The organism is Streptomyces sp. NPDC058052 (assembly GCF_042885515.1).
Classification (GTDB): Bacteria; Actinomycetota; Actinomycetes; order Streptomycetales; family Streptomycetaceae; genus Streptomyces.
This window is the reverse complement of record NZ_JBHVRX010000014.1, coordinates 179,117-195,887: the sequence shown is the minus strand read 5'-3', so window position 1 is coordinate 195,887 and position 16,771 is coordinate 179,117. Positions and strand designations below refer to the sequence as shown.

Genomic DNA, 16,771 nt, shown 5'->3' with positions numbered 1-16,771 from the left:
CCCGGGCCCCGCGGGCCGTGTGCCCCCACGGCCGTGGCGGGTGCCCCCCCCCGGCCGACCCCCGCCGGCGGGCCCCCCACCGTGGGGCCGGGGCCCCCGCCGGCCGCCGGTCGTGGTGCGGTCACCACGTGACGGGCAGCTCCTTGACGCCGCGCATGACACGGTTGCTCTGCCAGACGACCTCGTCCACCGGTACGGCGAGGCGGAGTCCGGGGAGTCTGCGGACCAGTGTGGCGACGGCGGTGCGGAGTTCGAGGCGGGCGAGCGGGGCGGCCGGGCAGTGGTGGGCGCCGTGGCCGAAGGCGAGGTGCGGGTTGGGGGTGCGGGTGAAGTCGATCTCCTCGGGGCGGCCGAAGACGGTCCCGTCCCGGTTGGCCGAGTCGTTCTGGGCCACGACGGCGTCTCCGGCGCGGATCAGCACGCCGCCGATCTCGACGTCCTCGACGGCGATCCGGGAGAAGGGGGCGACGCTGGTGGCGAGCGGGGTGATGCGCAGGAGTTCCTCGACGGCGCCGGGCACGAGGTCCGGGTCCTCGACGAGGCTGTCCCAGAGGGCGGGCCGCGAGAGCAGCGTGTAGAGGAAGTTGCCGGTCTGGTTGGCGGTGGTCTCGTGGCCCGCGGTGAGCAGGTCCACGGCGAAGATGGCGAGTTCGGCCTCGGTGAGGCGGTCCCGTCCGTCGCGCGCGGTGACCAGCCGGCTGAGCAGGTCGTCGCCGGGGGCGGCGATGCGGCGGGCTATCAGGTCGCGGAGGTAGGCGTCGAGTCCGTCGCGCGCGGCCTGGATGTCGGTGGGGTCGGCGACGGTGAGGGCCATCATCGTGTCGGTCCAGGCCCGGAAGGCGGCCCGGTCCTCCTCGGGGACGCCGAAGGTCTCGCAGATGACCGTGATGCCCATGGGCCAGGCGAGGCCGGTCGCGAGGTCGGCGGGGTGTCCGGTCCGCTCCAGCTCGTCGACGAGGCCGTCGACGATGGCCTGCACGCGGGGGCGCACGGCCTCGACCTGGCGCACGCTGAACGCCTTGGCGGCGAGGCGGCGCAGCCGGGTGTGTTCCGGCGGGTCCATGCTGAGCAGCGATTCGGGGTGCTGGATGAGCGGGCTGGAGCGGGGCACGTCCTTGCCGACGGTGGCGGCGCGGCTGAGGCGCGGGTCCGCGAGTGCCGCGCGGACGTCGTCGTAGCGGGTGACCAGCCAGGCGTCGCCGCCGTGCGGCATGGTGACGCGGCTGACGGGTTCCTCCTCGCGCAGCCGGGTGTACGCCGGGTCGAGGTCGAGGCGTTCGGAGGTGAAAGCGGAGGCGAGATAGGGGCAGGAGGGTGCCTGCGCCAGGGAATCGGGGGTCGTCATGGAAACCGTCTCCGTCGCTGAATCGGGCGGGCTCTGGCCTTGTGACTCTAGGCGGATCCGGCGGGGTGGATCGTCAGGGGAGCGACCACTTATTCACAATTCGGCGTCAAGGCGAGGGGGAGGAAGTCGGAGCGCCACGAAGGGAATTCAGGGGCGATGCCGCAGGGTCGGTCTATCCGGCGCCGAGCCGGAATCCGACCCCGCGCACGGTGCGTATCCAGGCGCTGTCCCCGAGTTTGCTGCGCAGGGAGCTGACGTGGGTGTCGACGGTGCGGCTGGCGCGGGCGCCGATCTCCTCGCCGCGCGGGTCGCCCCATATCTCCTTCATCAGCTGCTGTCTGCTGACGACTTTTCCGGAGTTCTGCGCGAGGTAGTAGAGGAGGTCGAATTCCTTGCGCGTGAGGTCGACGAGCCGGCCCCGGACGAGTACTTCGCGTGATTCCGCGTCGACCCGGAGGGCTCCTATGGAGACCACGGTGAGGGATTCTCTGACGGGGTCGCGGGGGCGGGTGCGGCGGGTGACCGCTTCGATGCGGGCGACCAGTTCGCGGAATTCGTAGGGCTTGTCGAGGCAGTCGTCGGCGCCGGCCCAGAGTCCGAGGACGCGGTCCAGTTCGGTGCCGCTGTCGGTGAACGCGATCAGCGGGACCTGACTGAAGGCGCGGATGCGGCGGCAGAGTTCCAGGCCGTCGATGTCCGGCAGGTCCAGGTCGAGCAGGACGAGGTCCGCCTCCTGGTGCAGGGCGAGGGCCTCGGCTCCGGTGGCGGCACAGGTGACGTCGTGACCGAGCCGTTCCAGCCGGACGGCCGGTGAGCCGGAGCCGTCCGCCGGGGTCCCCACGACCAAGACGCGCACGCTACCTCCTCGCCCGGGGCCGCGCGGTGAGCCGTCCGGGGACGTCCCGTACCGTCACGCCCTCCAACTGCCGTGATCTGTCCGATGATTGCTCAGATCCGCTGCCGTGGCGGAGTGCGGGCCGCGCCTTAAAGGAGCGTTCACCCGCGTTCACAATCGGGTCGGCACCCGCGAGTTCAGGCCATGGGGCCGTACGCCGCCAGGAAGGTGCGGACGGCGGCGCCGCCCACGGTGCGGAGCTCGGCCTCGGGAACCTGGCGGGTGCCCAGGCGCGAGCGGGCCTCCATCGGCCCGGTCAGGAGCGCGAGGAGTTGTTCGGCCGCCTCGGCGGGGTCGCACGGGCGCAGGTGTCCGGCGAGGGAGAGGCGGGCGATCCGGTCGGCGAGGGACTGCTTGAGCCGGTTCGCGCCGCGCCCCCAGACGACCTCCAGGAGTTCGGGGAACCGGGCGACCTCGGCGTAGAGGAGGCGGCGCAGCGACCACGAGCGCGCGTCGCAACATCGCAGGAGGAGCTGGTGGACGACGCCGTCCAGGGTGGCGCGCAACTCGTCCGGCCCGAAGGGGGTCTCGCTTCCGCTGCCGTCGCCGTCGGCGGTCAGCCGCTCGACGACGGCGAGGTTCTCGGCCATGACGGTGTCGGCGGCGGCCTCCAGGGCGCTGCGGAAGACGTTCTCCTTGTCGCCGAGGTGGTTGTAGACGGTGTGCTTGGCGACGCCCGCCACTTCGGCGATCTCCTCCATGCACGCGCGGGCGTAGCCACGGTGGGCGAACACCGTGAACGCGGCGCCGAGGATCGCCTCCCGCTTGTCGATACGGCCGCGGGACGCCCCCCGCCGGGCCGGCGTCGTCGCCTTCGCCGCCTTCGTCGCTGCACTGGTTCCGGTCACCGCGTCATCGTACCGCCTCGTCCCAACTACTGCACCGGCCAGTGCATTTCAGCGCCCGCGCGGTTGCAGTCGTACCGGCGAGCCCCATAAAGTGCACCAGCCAGTGCAGTTCGCTGGGACGGGCCGCCGCCGCGCCCGGGCCGTCCGGCCCGCCCGCTCGCGCCCGATCCCGACCGGCCCATCGCTCGACCTTCGGAAGAGAGAGTCATGGCACACGCATCCGACGGACGTCTGGATCCCGCCCTGCGGCGGCTGATCGGCGTCATCCTGCTCGGCGGGATCATGGGGATCCTCGACAGCTCGATGATCGCCGCCGCGGCCGACACCCTGGCCCGGGACCTCGACACCTCGCTGGCCACGGTCAGCTGGGTCTCCACCAGCTACCTGCTGGCCCTGACCGTCTCCATCCCCGTCACCACCTGGGCGGTGGACCGGTTCGGCGGCCGCCGCCTCTGGCTCACCGGCCTCGTCGTCTTCCTCGCCGGTTCGATCGGCTCCGGTCTCGCCTGGGACGCGCCGAGCCTCATCGTCTTCCGGGTCGTCCAGGGCCTGGGCGCCGGGCTGCTCGACCCGCTGATGCTCACGCTGCTCGCCCGCGCCTCGGGCCCCGAGCGGGCCGGCCGCGTCATGGGCCTGATGGGCGTCGTCGGCTCCAGCGGCCCGGTGCTCGGGCCCGTGGTCGGCGGCATCATCCTCCAGGGCCTGTCCTGGCGCTGGATGTTCCTGGTCAACATCCCGATCGGGATCGTCGCCCTGGTCCTCGCCCTGCGGACCGTCCCGAAGGACGCCCCCGGGACCGGAACCCCCGCGGCCCGCCTCGACATCACCGGCATCGCCCTCATCGGCCCCGGCGTCGCCGCCGGCGTCCTCGCCCTCTCGCAGGCCGCCGAGCGCGCCGCCTTCGCCGTGTGGCAGGTCCTCGTCCCGCTCGCCGCGGCCGTGCTGCTGCTCGGCGGGTACGCGGTGCACGCCCTCGGCTCCCGGACCACGGCGCCCCTCATCGACCTGCGCCTCTTCACCCGCCGCAGCTTCTCCGCCAGCGTCACGGTGGGCGCGCTGGTCGGACTCGCCACCTTCTCCGCCCTGTTCGCCCTGCCGCTCTACTACCAGCAGGCCCGCGGCCACGGCGCGTTCGCGTCGGCGCTGCTGCTCGCCCCGCTCGGCGTCGGCTCGGCCCTCTCCATGCCGCTCACCGGCCGCCTGTCCGACCGGCTCGGATCGCGGTCCCTCGCCCTGGGCGGCAGCGCGGTCGCCCTGCTCAGCGCCATCGCGTTCACCCGCGCCGGCGCCGGGACGCCCGAGGTCCTCACGGCCCTGGCCGCCTTCACCCTCGGCCTCGGCCTCGGTGCCGTCGGCGCCCCGACGATCGCCTCCCTCTACCGGACCCTGCCGTCCGCGCTGGTGCCGCAGGGCAGCTCGGTCCTCTACATGCTCAATCAGCTCGGCGCCTCGATCGGCATCGCGACCGTCGCCCTCGTCGTGCAGACCGTCGGGGACGGCGACGCCGTACGCGGCTTCCGCGCCGCCGCCTGGACCGTGGCGATCGCCCTCGCCGTGACCCTCGCCGCGGCGACCCAGCTCCCCGGACGCCCGGAACCCCGCCAGGAGGGCGCGGAGCCGCCCGCGGAACCCGCCGCCGCGCCGGACCCGGCGCCCGCCGCCGCCACCCAGGGAGACCCGCAGTGAGCACCCTCGTCATCGCCGGCGGAACGGACGGTATCGGCAAGGCCCTCGCCGAGCGGGGCCTGGACCGGGGCGACACCGTCTTCGTCATCGGCCGCGACCCCGCCAAGGGCCGCGCGTACCTGGAGCGGGCCCGGGCCCGCGGCGCCGCCGGACGGGCGCGCTTCGTGACCGCCGACCTCGCGCTGACCGCGGACACCACCGCGGCCGTCGAGGAGATCGCCGCCGGGACTCCCGTCGTCGACGCGCTGGTCCTGTGCGCCCGCCACTACCGCTACCGGCGCACCGAGACTCCGGAGGGGTACGAGGAGAACTTCGCCCTCTTCTACCTCAGCCGCTACCTCCTCGGGCACGGTCTGGTCCCGGCGCTGGGCAAGGCCGATCGCCCCGTCGTCGTCAACGTCGCCGGTCCCGGCGCCCCCCTCGACGTGGTGCGCTGGCACGACCTCCAGCTCCGGCACGGCTACCACGGCGGCGCGGCGCTCGGCCACGGCGGCAAGCTCAACGACCTCCTGGGCGTCGCCTTCGCCGAGCGGTACGCCGCCACCACGGGCATCCGGTACGTCCTCGTCCACCCCGGCGTCACCGCGACCGGCTTCTCCGGCGAGTACGACGCCGAGACCCTCCGGCACATCAGGTCGATGCAGCGGGGCGCCAAGCCCGTGTCGGCGGCCCTCCCGCCGATCGTCGCCGCCCTCGACGACCCGCCGGCCGAACCCCTCAGCGCCTTCGTCGAGGGCCACCGGCTGCGGGTCGACACCCGCGACTTCGACCGCGCCGCCGCCCATCGCCTGGAGGAGGTCACCGCCCGTCTCCTCCAGGGGGGCCGCGGCACGGACGACGCGGGGACGGACCTTTCGAAGACCTGACGAAGACCTGACACGGCAGCCCTTGGGCCGCCCGGCCGGGGCGCGGAGACTTGATCCATCCCCCTTTCCCGTCCAGCGCCCAGGAGGCTCCCGTGCCGCACCCGCCGACCCCCGCCACCGCCCGACCGGACCTCGACAGCCCGGAGAGCGCCGTCGCCCTCGTCACCACGTGGCCCGTCGACGCGCCCGCCGGCCAGCGGGCCGTGGCGGAGGCGGTGGCGGCCGGCGGCGCCGACCCCGGCACCTGGCCGCAGGGCCTCGCCTCGTTCACCGTCTTCGCCGACAGCACCGGCGCCACCGTCCTCGCCTACACCCAGTGGACCTCGGAGCGGGCGCTCGCCGAGGCCCGCGGCGGCGACGGCCCGGACGCCACCTGGCCGCCCGGCCTCGCCGCCCTCCCCGGTGCGGGCACGCCGGCGTCCACGCCGTTCCACCACTACCGCGCGGTCCTGGGCACCGCCCCGGCCGACCCGACCGCCCTGCCCGCCTCCTTCCCCGTCGCCTTCTTCGACACGGCGGACCGGGCGGCGGCCGAGGAATGGCTCGACGGGCTGCTGGCGTCGGAGGAGCGCACGGAGGGCTCCGGCCGCGCCTACCCCGGCGCCCTCGCCGCGCACCTCCACATCAGCGTCGACGGCAGGAAGGTCCTCAGCTTCTCCGAGTGGCTCGCGGAGGAGCAGGCGGTGGCCCACATCGAGGCCGTCTGGGAGCCGGTGCTCAAGGAGTTCGGCGGCACGGGCACCCTGTACCGGCACGTGGGGACGTATCTGAGGCCGTGACGCCGCCGTGCGAGGATCCTCGGTGACGGACGCAGAGGATCACCGCGGGGAGGGCGGGGGCCGGGTCTCCACGACCTCGGCCCCGAAGACGTATGGCGGACACAGGGGGGCGCGCCGCGGGCGACGCCGAGGTCGTCGCACGGGCGGAGGGGCTGCGGGCCCTGGAGTGGACCTGGACGACGGACGGGGTGCCGCGGCGCGGGCTCTTCCGGCGCCGGCTGCTGGTGGTGCGGGCCGAGGGCGGTGTCCTGCGGGCCGGGCCGTGGGCGGACGGCGCCGAGCTGCTGGGCCGGCACGGCACGGTCGAGAGCGTGGGACTCCGGGTGGCGGAGGTCCCCGGCGACTGGGCGGCGCGCGCCGACGTGTTCGCACGGCTGGCCGCCGCGCTCTCGGGGCCGCTCGGCGATCCCACCGACCGCAGGCCGGGGAGCGACGCCCAGGTCCGCTGGGAGGGACGGGACACGGCTTTCGTGCTGAGCCGGGTGGCCGGTTCGGTCCGGCTGACGCTGGCCTCCCGGGCCTGGCTGGCCGTCCAGGACGACATCGGGGCGCGGGAGGAGGGCCGGTGACCGGCTGGGACGGGTTCGCGGAGCGGCTGGCCGAGCAGTTGGCCGGCCTGCCCGCCGGGGCGATCGTCATCGTCGCCGAGACCGGGGTGCCGGGGAAGGCGCGGGGGGCCCGGTACGCGCAGTTCCGCCAGGACCCCGAGGCGCTGCACGCGGAACTCTCCGGCGACCGGCACCTCGAAGGCGCCGCCCGGGCGGGCGGGGAGGGCGGCCGGCTGATCGCCGCGGCGGGCTGGAGCGGGCCGGACCCCGCCAACGCGGGCAACTGGTCGAGCGACCTCCCCTGGCCGGCGCCCTCGGCCGGCTACCGCCGGCTGGCGTCGATGGTGGTGACCGGTCTGCACGCGGCCTTCGGCATCCCGGGGCCGGAGTCCCTGGCGTACACCGCCTGGGACGGGAACGACGGCAACAGGCCCCTCGACCTGCCGCTGCTGGGCCTCCGCCGGGAGGACTGACACCACCCCGGTCCGCCGGTCCCCCGCCCCGCACGGCCGTTGCCGCCCCCGAGCGAGCCGCTGTGCGCCTTTCCGCGCCGGGCGCGCCTCCCGGTGGGACAACTTCGCCGTGCGCTCGCCGTAACCGGTGAATCCGGGGGTGGGGATGTGGGGTCGGCACGTGCGCCGGGCACGTTCCCGCCAGCGGTTCTCGCCGTTGAGAGGGATGGGCATGACGAGCCACGCCACCGAAGCCGTACTGGAAGACCTCCTCCATCGAGCGCTGCACGCCACGGGTACGGGCGAGCGCTGGACGACCGAGTCGGACGACATGTGGTGCCGGGTGGCACCACGCGCGGGAAAGCCGCGCGCCCAGGGCTGGAAGCTGCACCTGTCGGCGACGGCCGGGTCCGCGCCCGAGGTCCTCGCGCAGGCCCTGGAGGTGCTGCTGCGGGACGAGTCGGGGTTCAAGTTCGCCCGGTCGCTGGAGCGGGTGAGCGCCCTCAACTCCCGGGCGACGCCTCGCGGGAGCTCCGGGAAGTTCGTCACCGTGTACCCGCGCTCGGACGCCGACGCCGCGCGGCTCGCCGCGGAGCTGCACCGGGCGACGACGGGGCTCGCCGGGCCGCGGATCCTGTCCGACCAGCAGTACGCCGTGGACAGCCTCGTGCACTACCGGTACGGCGCCTTCGTCGGCCGGCGCCGGCTGTCCGGCGACGGACTGCTGGTCTGGTACTTCGAGGACCCCGACGGCAACCCCGTGGAGGACCGGCGGACGGGCGCGTACACCCCGCCGGAGTGGGCGGTCAGTCCGTTCCCCGCCCCCGTCGCCGGCACGCCGCGTGCGGCGCGTGCGGCGGGTGCGGAGAGCCGTCCGGTGCTGCTCGGCGGCCGGTTCTCGGTGCGGGAGGCGATCCGGCACACCAACAAGGGCGGGGTCTACCGGGGCAGCGACGTCCGCACCGGCGCCCCGGTGGTCATCAAGGAGACCCGGCCGCACGTGGAAGCCGACGCCTCCGGCTTCGACGTCCGCGACTGGCTGCGCGCCGAGGCCCGGGCGCTGGAGAAGCTGAGGGGCAGCGGGCTCGCGCCGGAGCCGCTCGCGCTGTTCGAGCACGGCGGGCACCTGTTCCTGGCCCAGGAGGAGGTGCCGGGCGTCCCGCTGCGGACCTGGGTCGCCGAGCGCTTCCGCGACGTCGGCGGCGCGCGGTACCTCGCCGAGGCGACGGCGCAGGTCTCCCGTCTGGTCGACCTGGTGGCGGCCGCCCACGCCCGGGGCTGCGTGCTGCGGGACTTCACCCCCGGCAACGTGATGGTCCGCCCGGACGGCGAACTCCGCCTCATCGACCTGGAACTCGCCGTCCTGGAGGAGGACGCCCCGCTCCCGACCCGGGTGGGGACGCCCGGGTTCAGCGCCCCCGAACGGCTGGTGGACGCGCCCGTCTCCCCGACCGCCGACGCCTACAGCCTCGGCGCCACCGTGTGCTTCGTCCTCACGGGCAAGGTGCCGAACCTGCTGGACGAGGAACCTGCGGACCGGCCGGCGGAGCAGCGGCTCGCCGCCTGGCTGACCGCCTGCACCGCCTCCGTACGGCTCCCGGACGGCATGCGGGAGTCGATCCTCGGACTGATGCGGGACGACCCCGCCGAGCGGTGGGACCCGGCCGCGGCCCGCACGGCCCTGGAGGCCGCCCGCACGGCACCGCCCGCCCGCCCGGCCCGGCACGCCGGACCCTCCGACGAGACCGGCGCCGCGGTGGCCGGGATCGTGCGGCACCTCGTGGACACGATGACGCCCGACGCCGACCGGCTGTGGCCCGTCTCCACCCGGGCCGGCGAGACCGACCCCTGCACCGTGCAGCAGGGCGCGGCCGGCGTCCTGGCCGTGCTGACGCGGTACTTCGAGCTGACCTCCGATCCCCGGCTGCCGGCGGTGCTGTCCACGGCGGGCCGCTGGATCGCCGACCGCACCGACCCCGGTGCCGCCCGCCCCGGCCTCCACTTCGGCGCCCGGGGCACCGCCTGGGCGCTGTACGACGCCGGACGCGCCCTCGGCGACCTGCCCCTGACCGACCACGCGCTGACCCTGGCACTGGCCCCGCAGGAGCCGACGCCCAGCCACGACATCACCCACGGCACGGCGGGCGGCGGACTCGCCGCCGTCCACCTCTGGCGGCGCACCGGCGACCCGCGCCTGGCCGAGGTGGTCGCCGACGCGGCCCGCCGGCTGGCCGCCGCCGCCCGCCGCGACGGGCCGGGGGCGAGCTGGCCGGTCCCGGCGGAGGCCGTCGCGGAGGAAGCGGGCAAGCGGTACCTCGGCTTCGCCCACGGCACGTCCGGCATCGGCTGCTTCCTCCTCGCCGCAGCGTCCGTCACCGGCCGTGCGGAGGACCTGGAGCTGGCCGTCGCGGCGGGCGAGCACCTGGTCGCCCACGCCGTGGACGTGGACGGCGCGGCGCAGTGGCCCGCCCAGGCCGGGGACGTCCCGACCGCCCCGTACTGGTGCCACGGCTCGGCCGGCATCGGCTCGTTCCTGGTGCGGCTGTGGCGGGCGACCGGCGACGACCGGTACGGCGACCTCGCCCGCCGCTCGGCCAAGGCCGTCGTGGAACGGGCCTCGCGCGCCGCGCTCACCCAGTGCCACGGACTGGCGGGCAACGGCGACCTGCTCCTCGACCTGGCCGAGGCGACGGGCGACGCCGCCCACCGCGCGAGCGCCGAGGGCCTGGCCCGCCTCCTCGCCTCCGAACGGTCCCACCGCGGCGGTCACGTCGTCTTCCCCAACGAGTACGGGGACGTCTCGACGGGCTGGAGCGACGGGTCCGCCGGAATCCTGGCGTTCCTCCTGCGGGTCCGCCACCACACAGAGCCCCGGCACTGGATGGTCCAGCAGCCGGTATGAGCGGCAGGAAACCTGCCGCCGCCTCACAGAGAAGGAGAATGCCATGGAGAACCAGGACCTCGAACTGCTCGCCCGACTGCACGCCCTTCCGGAGACCGACCCGGTCGGCGTCGACGGAGCGCCCTTCGCCGCGACGTGCGAGTGCGTCGGTCTGCTGACGCTCCTCAACACCGTCTGTATCGGCATCAGCTGCGCGTAGCACCTGTCGCCTCCCCCGGCCGGTGGCTGTCCCGGGGCAGCCATCGGCCGGGGTGAGGCCCCGCACCGCCCGCCCGGGCGGTGCGGCCGGGCGGGGGGGGGGGGGGGCGGGGCCCCCCCGGGGGGGGGGGGGCGCCCCCCCCCCCCCCGCGGGGGGGGGGCGCCCGGCCGGTGTGCCGGAGGCGCGGCTCCCGCCGCCTCCCCGCACACCGGCCGGCGACCGACCGCGACCCCCTGGACGAGGACGGGACCCATGCAGCTCCACGCCCGTGACCACGAGCCCGCCCGCACGGCCGCCCCGGAGCCGGGGTCCGGCCCCCTCGACCCCGTACACGCCATCAGCACGCGCGGGCTGGTCAAGAGCTACCGCGGCCCGGACGGCACCACCACCCACGCGGTGCGGGGCCTGGACCTGGACGTGCGCCGGGGCGAGACCTTCGCCTTCCTCGGTCCGAACGGAGCCGGGAAGTCCACCACGATCGCCGTGCTGTGCGCCCTCGCCCGCCCGACCTCCGGCCGCGCCACCGTGGCCGGCGCCAACGTCCTGACCGAACCCGAGCGGGTACGGCGCCGCGTCGGCCTCCTCTTCCAGCACAGCGCCCTCGACCCGGACCTGACGGCCGAGCAGAACCTCCGCGTCCACGCCCGCCTGTACGGGCTCCGCCGCGCGGACGTCCGCCGGCGCACGGCCGAGGTGCTCGACCTCGCCGATCTGGCCGACCGGCGGCGGTCCCCCGTCCGCACCCTGTCGGGCGGCATGCGGCGGAGACTGGAGATCGCCCGCCAGCTGCTGCACTCCCCCGGCGTGCTGTTCCTGGACGAGCCGACCACCGGCCTCGACCCGCACGCGCGGGCCCGGATCTGGGAGCACCTGCGGGCGCTGCGCGACCGGCAGGGCAGCACCCTGTTCGTCACCACCCACTACCTGGAGGAGGCGGAGCACTGCGACCGCCTCGCGATCATCGACCGGGGCCGCCTGGTGGCACAGGGCACGCCGCACGAGGTGAAGGCGGCGATCGGCGACGACCGGGTGGTGCTGCGCACGAGCGACGACGGGGAGGCCCGCCGGATCGCCGGACTGCTCGTCCCTCCGGAGCGGACCGTCCACGTGGACGCGGACGGGATCTGGCTGCGGGTGCCCGAGGGCAGCACCTGGATCCCCCGCCTGTGCGCGGCGCTGGAGGTCCACGGCATCGCCGTGCACGCCGCCTCCGCGACCCCGCCCACCCTCGACGACGTCTTCTTCCACCACACCGGCCGCAGCATGGCCGGTCCGACGGCGACGGGAGGCGGACGATGACGACGCTCACCCTGCCGGCACCGGGCGACATCGGCACGGACCGGGCGGGCCGTCTGCGGCGCGAACTGCGCGCGGTCCACGCCCTGGTCCACCGCGATCTGCTGCGCCTCGCCCGCCAGCGCGTCCCCACCGCCCTGATGCTGCTCCACCCGGTGCTCTACCTCTTCATCCTGGGCGGCGGTCTGGCGGCCCTCATCCCGGCCGGATCGCTGGGGGTCGGCTACCGGACGTACCTCTTCCCCGGGATGCTGATGATGACCGTGCAGACGCCGGCCATCATGGTCGGCATCCGCCTGATCACCGACCGCCAGAGCGGCTACCTGCGCGAGCTCCTGATGGCGCCCGTCGGCCGCACCACGCTCCTGCTGGGCAGCTGTGCCGGCGGCACGCTGGTGGCGACGGTGCAGGGCGCCGTCCTCCTCGGTCTGGCGGGCGCGGTCGGCCTCCCCTACGACCCGGTGCTCCTGGTGCTGCTCCTCGGGGGCATGGTCCTCGCCTCCTTCGCCCTCACCGCGCTGTCCCTGGCGCTGGCCGTGGGCCTGCGCGGCCCGGAGACGTTCCACACGCTGCTGGGCCTGGTGATGATGCCGCTGCTCTTCCTCTCCGGCGGCTTCTTCCCCCTGTCGAACCTGCCCGGCTGGGCCCAGACCCTGGCCGCCGCCAACCCGCTCGCGTACGGCGTGGACGTGCTGCGCCGCTCGGTCGCCCTGCGGGTCCCGGGGCAGCAGGCCGCCGGCGGTGTCGAGTGGGCCGGCCGGCAGCCCCCCCTGCCGCTCGAAGCGGGCCTCCTGCTCGCGACGGGCGCGCTGGCCCTGATGTGGGCGGCCCACCGCTTCGGCCGCCCGGAGTAGCCGCACGCATCCCGCGGCGGCCCCTCCGTCCCCCCGGGGGCCAGGCGCGGGCCGGGGCGCCGTCCTGAGCCGTCCGCCGGGCGCCGCGCCCGATGCGCTCCTCCAGCCGGGCACGGCACTCCGGCCATTCCTCCGCGGTGACCGAGAAGATCGCGGAGTCGCGCAGCCGTCCGTCCTCGCCCGGCGCCCACGACCGGGACCAGTTGCGCAGCACGCCTTCGCACCGGGCTCCGACGGCTTCGATCGCCGCCCGGGAACGGGCGTTCCGGGCGTCCGTCCTCAGGTCGACCCGGGCGACGCCCCCGTGCTCGAACGCGTGCCGGAACAACAGGCACTTCGCCTCGGTGTTCCTTCCCGTCCCCTGCGCCGAGGCGGCGAGCCAGGTGAACCCGTACGCGCTCCGGTCCTCCTCCGCCGCGACGGCCAGGTCCGCGGCGTGCCGGTGCCCCAGCGGTTCCAGCCGCACCCTCGTCCCCTCCAGCACCGGTGCTTCCAGCGCGAACCCCATCGGCCGACCTCCCGCGGCAGACACCGTTCCCCGACTCCGGGCCGGTGGCCCGGAGTCGAAGGATCCACGAGGTCCAGACCCGTGCGCCGGGCATCCCACGGACCGGGACGGGCCCTTCGGGCCGCCCCGCGTCCGTCATGCGGAGGGGAGCTGGTGGTCGGCCCAGACGTAGCTCTCGGGGAGGAGCGCGGCGACGGGCACGGAGCGGAGGCGGTCGCCTCCGCCCACGACGATCCGGAGGCCGGGGAAGTAGTCGAGCAGCACCTGGCGGCACCGGCCGCACGGGGGGACGACGCCTCGCTCGCGGTCTCCCACGGCGACGACCGTGTCCAGCTCGTACACGCCCTGGGCGGCCGCCGTCCCGATGAGGACCAGCTCGGCGCAGGGGCCCCCGGTGAAGTGGTAGGCGTTCACGGCGGTGACGATCCGCCCGTCCCGGGAACGCCCGGCCGCCGCCATGGTGTGGTCGTCGCCCCGGCAGCGTGTGCGGGCGACGTGCGCCGCGGCCCAGACCAGTTCGGCGTCGAGGGGGTCGAGGGCGCCGAGGCCGGCCAGGGGGCCCGCGGCGTCGGGGGTCGGGTCCCCGGCGCGCTCGGGGGTCTCGGGGTGGGGCGACTGCGTGGACATCGGCTCCGCTTCCGTGGGGGGCGCTGGTGTCCGCCGACCTTGACCCGGGGCGCCGGGGTCGCGCAAGCGGGTTCCGGCCGGGAGCGGCCCGCGTCAGGCGTACCGCTCCGCCAGGGTGCGGACGGTGGCGGCGACCCGGGCCCGCAGGTCCTCCGGGGCGAGGACCTCCACCTCGGCGCCGAGGGCGAGGAAGGTGGCGTGGGCGTGGTCGGGGGTCTCGACGGGGAGGGTGGCACGGGTCCAGCCGTCGGGTTCGGTCACGCCGTTCTCGGCGAGGGCGCGCGCGGCGGCGCCGGTGAGGCGTGCGGCACCGGCCGGCGAGAGCCGGACGACGGCCTCGCCCTGGTGGAGACGGGCATGGAAGTCCCTCTGGGTCGCCCGCCAGTGCGCGGCGAGGTCGAAGCCGGCCGGGACGGGCGCCTCCTCGTCGGTGACGGTGAGGGAGATGATCTGGTCGACCCGGTACGTGCGCGGGCCGGGCCCCGCGACCAGGTACCAGCGGCCCGCCTTGAGCACCAGTCCGTACGGGGCGAGCCGGCGGTCGACGTCGGTCGGTTCCTTCCAGCGCCGGTAGCGGACGGCGAGCACCCGCCCGGCGCGCACCGCCTCGGCGACCTCGGGCAGGAACGGGGCCTCGGTGGACTCCGCGTACCAGCCGGGCGCGTCGATGTGGAAGCGGGTGCGGAGCCGGTCGACGTGCTCGCGCAGCGGGGCGGGCAGGGCGGCACGCAGCTTCAGCTGGGCGTCGGCGAAGTGGCCGCCGAGCCCGAGTTCGTCGGCGGCGACGGGCAGCCCGGCGAGGACGAGCGCCTCCGCCTCGCGCGCGTACAGCCCGGTGAGCCGGGAGCGGCTGCCGGCCAGCAGCTGGTAGCCGCCGCGGTGGCCCGCGTCCCCGTACAGCGGAACCCCGGCGGCGTGCAGCGCCTCGGCGTCCCGGTAGACGGTGCGGACGGAGACCTCCAGCTCCTCGGCGAGCTCGGCGGCGGTCATCCGCCCGCGGCTCTCCAGGAGGAGCAGGATCGACAGAAGACGGCTGGACTTCACTGACACACCGTGTCAGTGAAGTCCTCCTACAGTCCAGCCATGGCTTTCGCGGAGAAGAACCTCTTCGTGCCGGAGCCCGTCGAGATCGGCGGCCGGCACATCAAGCGCTATCACGTCACGTCCGACCCGGCCGGCATCGAGCCGGAGGTGGAGAAGGCGGCCTACGCCCTGCTCCCGGAGCTGCTGCCGGAGCCGGACGGCACGCCCGCCGCGAGCTTCGTCGTCCTCCACCGGGGCGGCGACACGGGGGCGTACCTCAACGTCTACAGCTGGGCGTGGGACAACGTGCTCCACTTCGCCGGCGCCGCCGCCGGTCAGCCCGCGCTCGACTGCCCCGACACGGACCCCACCCGTTTCGTCCGTCTCACCGGCACCGCGCGCGACCGCTCCTGGATCGGCTGCGTCTGGGAGCTTGCCCCGCTCGACCACGAACGCACCGCCTGGATCCGGCACGTGCTCGCCCCGGACGTCCCCGACCTGCCGGGCTACCTGGCGGACCGACTGCGCACCGGCACGACGGCGACGGGCACGGACGCGGGGCTCCCGGCGTGACCTCCCACGGTTTCGGCTTCCTCGTCGGCGAGTGGACCGTCCACAACCGCCGCCTCTCCGACTTCCTGGACCCCGACTCGGGCTGGGAGGAGTTCGAGGGGCACACCTCCGGCCGCCTCTTCTGGGACGGCCGCGCCCACGTGGACGAGATCTCCTTCCCGTCGAGGGGGTTCAGCGGTCTGACCCTGCGGCTGTACGAACCGGAGACGGGCGAGTGGACGCTCCACTGGTCCAGCACCCGGACCGGCTGCCTCGAACCCCCGGTCCGCGGGCGGTTCGCGGCGGACGGCACGGGCGAGTTCCACGGCGACGACCACTACGGCGACCGGCCGGTCCGCGTACGGTTCCGCTGGTCGGACATCACCGGGGACACGGCCCGCTGGGAGCAGGCGTTCGCCCCCGCCGGCACGGAGGAGTGGGTGGTGAACTGGGTCATGGACTTCCGCCGGGCGACGGCCCGGAAGGCGCCGGACGGCTTCTCGGCCGGGGCACGGGTCACCACAGGGGAGTGACCCGCGCCCCGGCCCGGTGGCGGGAGCGGGCCGGCGGCACCGGGGGAACGCCGTCCTCGGGACGGTCAGCTCCCCGCGCCGCCGTGCCCACCGGGGCCGTGCTCCGGATCCTCCGTCACGGGAAGGCACTCGGCGAGCAGGTCGACGACATCGCGCCAGGCCCGCTCCGCGTGCCGTGGGTGGTGGCCGACGCCGGGTACCGTGGGGTGGTCGACCGGCGGGTGGTGGAAGGCGTGCAGGGCGCCGCCGTAGACCGTGAGGCGCCAGTCGACGCCCGCGGCCCGCATCTCGGCGGTGAACGCGTCCCGTTGCGCGGGCGTCATGATCGGGTCCTCCGACCCGACCCCGGCCCACACCGGACAGCGGATGCGCCCCGACTCGCCCGGGCGGCCCGTGGTCAGGGCGTTGACCGTCCCGATCGCGCGCAGGCCGACGCCGTCTCGCCCGAGTTCCAGCCCGATGGCGCCCCCGGTGCCGTAGCCGACGGCGGCGATCCGGTCGGGGTCGGTCCGCGGTTCGGCGCGCAACACGTCGAGCGCCGCATGGCCGATGCCGCGCATCCGGTCCGGGTCGGCGAGCAGCGGCAGGCACCGGGCCAGCATCTCCTCGGGGTCGCCCAGATAACGCCCGCCGTGAAGGTCGAAGGCCAGTGCCACGTAACCCAGTTCGGCGAGCGCGTCGGCCCGGCGGCGCTCGACGTCGCTGAGCCCCGTGCCCTCCGGTCCGAGCAGCACCGCGGGCCGGCGGTCGACACCGGACGGGAGCGCGAGGTGCCCGGTCATCGTCAGTCCGTCGGCCGGATACACGACCGTACGCGTCGTCGTCGTCATGAGAAGGACCGTAGTGATCGCCGGGCCC

General features: G+C 75.4%; 17 protein-coding genes and 1 pseudogene. 11 read left to right on the top strand and 7 right to left on the bottom strand.

From position 1 onward, the window contains the following. Positions 1–121 precede the first annotated feature (121 nt). The 3 genes from ACFVU3_RS21040 to ACFVU3_RS21030 form a co-directional block, all read right to left on the bottom strand. Positions 122–1,345, bottom strand: a complete 1,224-nt coding sequence (locus tag ACFVU3_RS21040) for a cytochrome P450 (RefSeq protein ID WP_390068186.1) — start codon at positions 1,343–1,345, stop codon at positions 122–124. A 172-nt stretch (positions 1,346–1,517) separates the two neighbouring features. Then, complete coding sequence (locus ACFVU3_RS21035; RefSeq protein WP_390068184.1) at positions 1,518–2,201, bottom strand: response regulator transcription factor; 684 nt, start codon at positions 2,199–2,201, stop codon at positions 1,518–1,520. 176 nt (positions 2,202–2,377) lie between these two features. After that, positions 2,378–3,088: a TetR/AcrR family transcriptional regulator gene (locus tag ACFVU3_RS21030; RefSeq protein ID WP_390068182.1), complete on the bottom strand. Its 711-nt coding sequence runs from the start codon at positions 3,086–3,088 to the stop codon at positions 2,378–2,380. A 207-nt stretch (positions 3,089–3,295) separates the two neighbouring features. Between ACFVU3_RS21030 and ACFVU3_RS21025 the strand changes: the two genes are divergently transcribed. The 9 genes from ACFVU3_RS21025 to ACFVU3_RS20985 all read left to right on the top strand — a co-directional run bounded on the left by ACFVU3_RS21025 (position 3,296) and on the right by ACFVU3_RS20985 (position 12,670). After that, positions 3,296–4,774, top strand: coding sequence for a DHA2 family efflux MFS transporter permease subunit (locus ACFVU3_RS21025; protein ID WP_390068180.1), 1,479 nt, complete (start codon positions 3,296–3,298; stop codon positions 4,772–4,774). After that, positions 4,771–5,640, top strand: a complete 870-nt coding sequence (locus ACFVU3_RS21020; protein WP_390068179.1) for an SDR family NAD(P)-dependent oxidoreductase — start codon at positions 4,771–4,773, stop codon at positions 5,638–5,640. The genes ACFVU3_RS21025 and ACFVU3_RS21020 overlap by 4 nt, the downstream gene beginning before the upstream one ends. Positions 5,641–5,732: 92 nt before the next feature. Then, positions 5,733–6,419, top strand: a complete 687-nt coding sequence (locus ACFVU3_RS21015; protein WP_390068177.1) for a hypothetical protein — start codon at positions 5,733–5,735, stop codon at positions 6,417–6,419. A 92-nt stretch (positions 6,420–6,511) separates the two neighbouring features. Next, positions 6,512–6,988 (top strand): DUF6301 family protein, encoded by a 477-nt coding sequence (locus tag ACFVU3_RS21010; protein ID WP_390068175.1) that lies wholly within the window; start codon positions 6,512–6,514, stop codon positions 6,986–6,988. After that, complete coding sequence (locus ACFVU3_RS21005; protein WP_390068173.1) at positions 6,985–7,440, top strand: hypothetical protein; 456 nt, start codon at positions 6,985–6,987, stop codon at positions 7,438–7,440. The genes ACFVU3_RS21010 and ACFVU3_RS21005 overlap by 4 nt, the downstream gene beginning before the upstream one ends. Positions 7,441–7,651: 211 nt before the next feature. Further along, positions 7,652–10,321 (top strand): class IV lanthionine synthetase LanL, encoded by a 2,670-nt coding sequence (gene lanL, locus ACFVU3_RS21000; protein WP_390068171.1) that lies wholly within the window; start codon positions 7,652–7,654, stop codon positions 10,319–10,321. Between the two features lie 43 nt (positions 10,322–10,364). Further along, on the top strand, positions 10,365–10,520 hold the full coding sequence (locus ACFVU3_RS20995) for a VenA family class IV lanthipeptide (protein WP_189849959.1): 156 nt from the start codon (positions 10,365–10,367) through the stop codon (positions 10,518–10,520). A gap of 252 nt (positions 10,521–10,772) precedes the next feature. After that, positions 10,773–11,819 (top strand): ATP-binding cassette domain-containing protein, encoded by a 1,047-nt coding sequence (locus tag ACFVU3_RS20990; protein WP_390068169.1) that lies wholly within the window; start codon positions 10,773–10,775, stop codon positions 11,817–11,819. Then, a complete protein-coding gene (locus tag ACFVU3_RS20985) occupies positions 11,816–12,670 on the top strand; it encodes an ABC transporter permease (protein ID WP_390068167.1) in 855 nt (284 codons plus the stop codon). Before ACFVU3_RS20990 ends, ACFVU3_RS20985 begins: the two co-directional genes overlap by 4 nt. Before the next feature lie 82 nt (positions 12,671–12,752). Here ACFVU3_RS20985 and ACFVU3_RS20980 read toward each other — a convergent pair. From ACFVU3_RS20980 to ACFVU3_RS20970, 3 genes and pseudogenes are all read right to left on the bottom strand, one after another. Beyond that, positions 12,753–13,178: pseudogene (locus ACFVU3_RS20980) on the bottom strand (GNAT family N-acetyltransferase); the annotation flags it as partial. A 135-nt stretch (positions 13,179–13,313) separates the two neighbouring features. Next, on the bottom strand, positions 13,314–13,805 hold the full coding sequence (locus ACFVU3_RS20975) for a cytidine deaminase (RefSeq protein ID WP_390068165.1): 492 nt from the start codon (positions 13,803–13,805) through the stop codon (positions 13,314–13,316). A 93-nt stretch (positions 13,806–13,898) separates the two neighbouring features. Beyond that, positions 13,899–14,849 (bottom strand): helix-turn-helix transcriptional regulator, encoded by a 951-nt coding sequence (locus ACFVU3_RS20970; RefSeq protein ID WP_390068164.1) that lies wholly within the window; start codon positions 14,847–14,849, stop codon positions 13,899–13,901. 39 nt (positions 14,850–14,888) lie between these two features. Here ACFVU3_RS20970 and ACFVU3_RS20965 point away from each other — a divergent pair, with 39 nt between their 5' ends. Together ACFVU3_RS20965 and ACFVU3_RS20960 are read left to right on the top strand one after the other, a co-directional pair. Then, positions 14,889–15,401 carry a hypothetical protein gene (locus ACFVU3_RS20965; protein ID WP_390068162.1) on the top strand — a complete coding sequence of 171 codons (513 nt, stop codon included), beginning with the start codon at positions 14,889–14,891 and terminating at the stop codon, positions 15,399–15,401. Beyond that, the gene (locus ACFVU3_RS20960) at positions 15,398–15,913 is read left to right on the top strand and encodes a hypothetical protein (RefSeq protein ID WP_390068161.1); all 516 of its coding nucleotides are present in this window, start codon (positions 15,398–15,400) and stop codon (positions 15,911–15,913) included. Before ACFVU3_RS20965 ends, ACFVU3_RS20960 begins: the two co-directional genes overlap by 4 nt. A 65-nt stretch (positions 15,914–15,978) precedes the next feature. Here ACFVU3_RS20960 and ACFVU3_RS20955 read toward each other — a convergent pair whose 3' ends face one another. Beyond that, complete coding sequence (locus ACFVU3_RS20955; RefSeq protein WP_390068159.1) at positions 15,979–16,743, bottom strand: dienelactone hydrolase family protein; 765 nt, start codon at positions 16,741–16,743, stop codon at positions 15,979–15,981. Positions 16,744–16,771 lie beyond the last annotated feature (28 nt).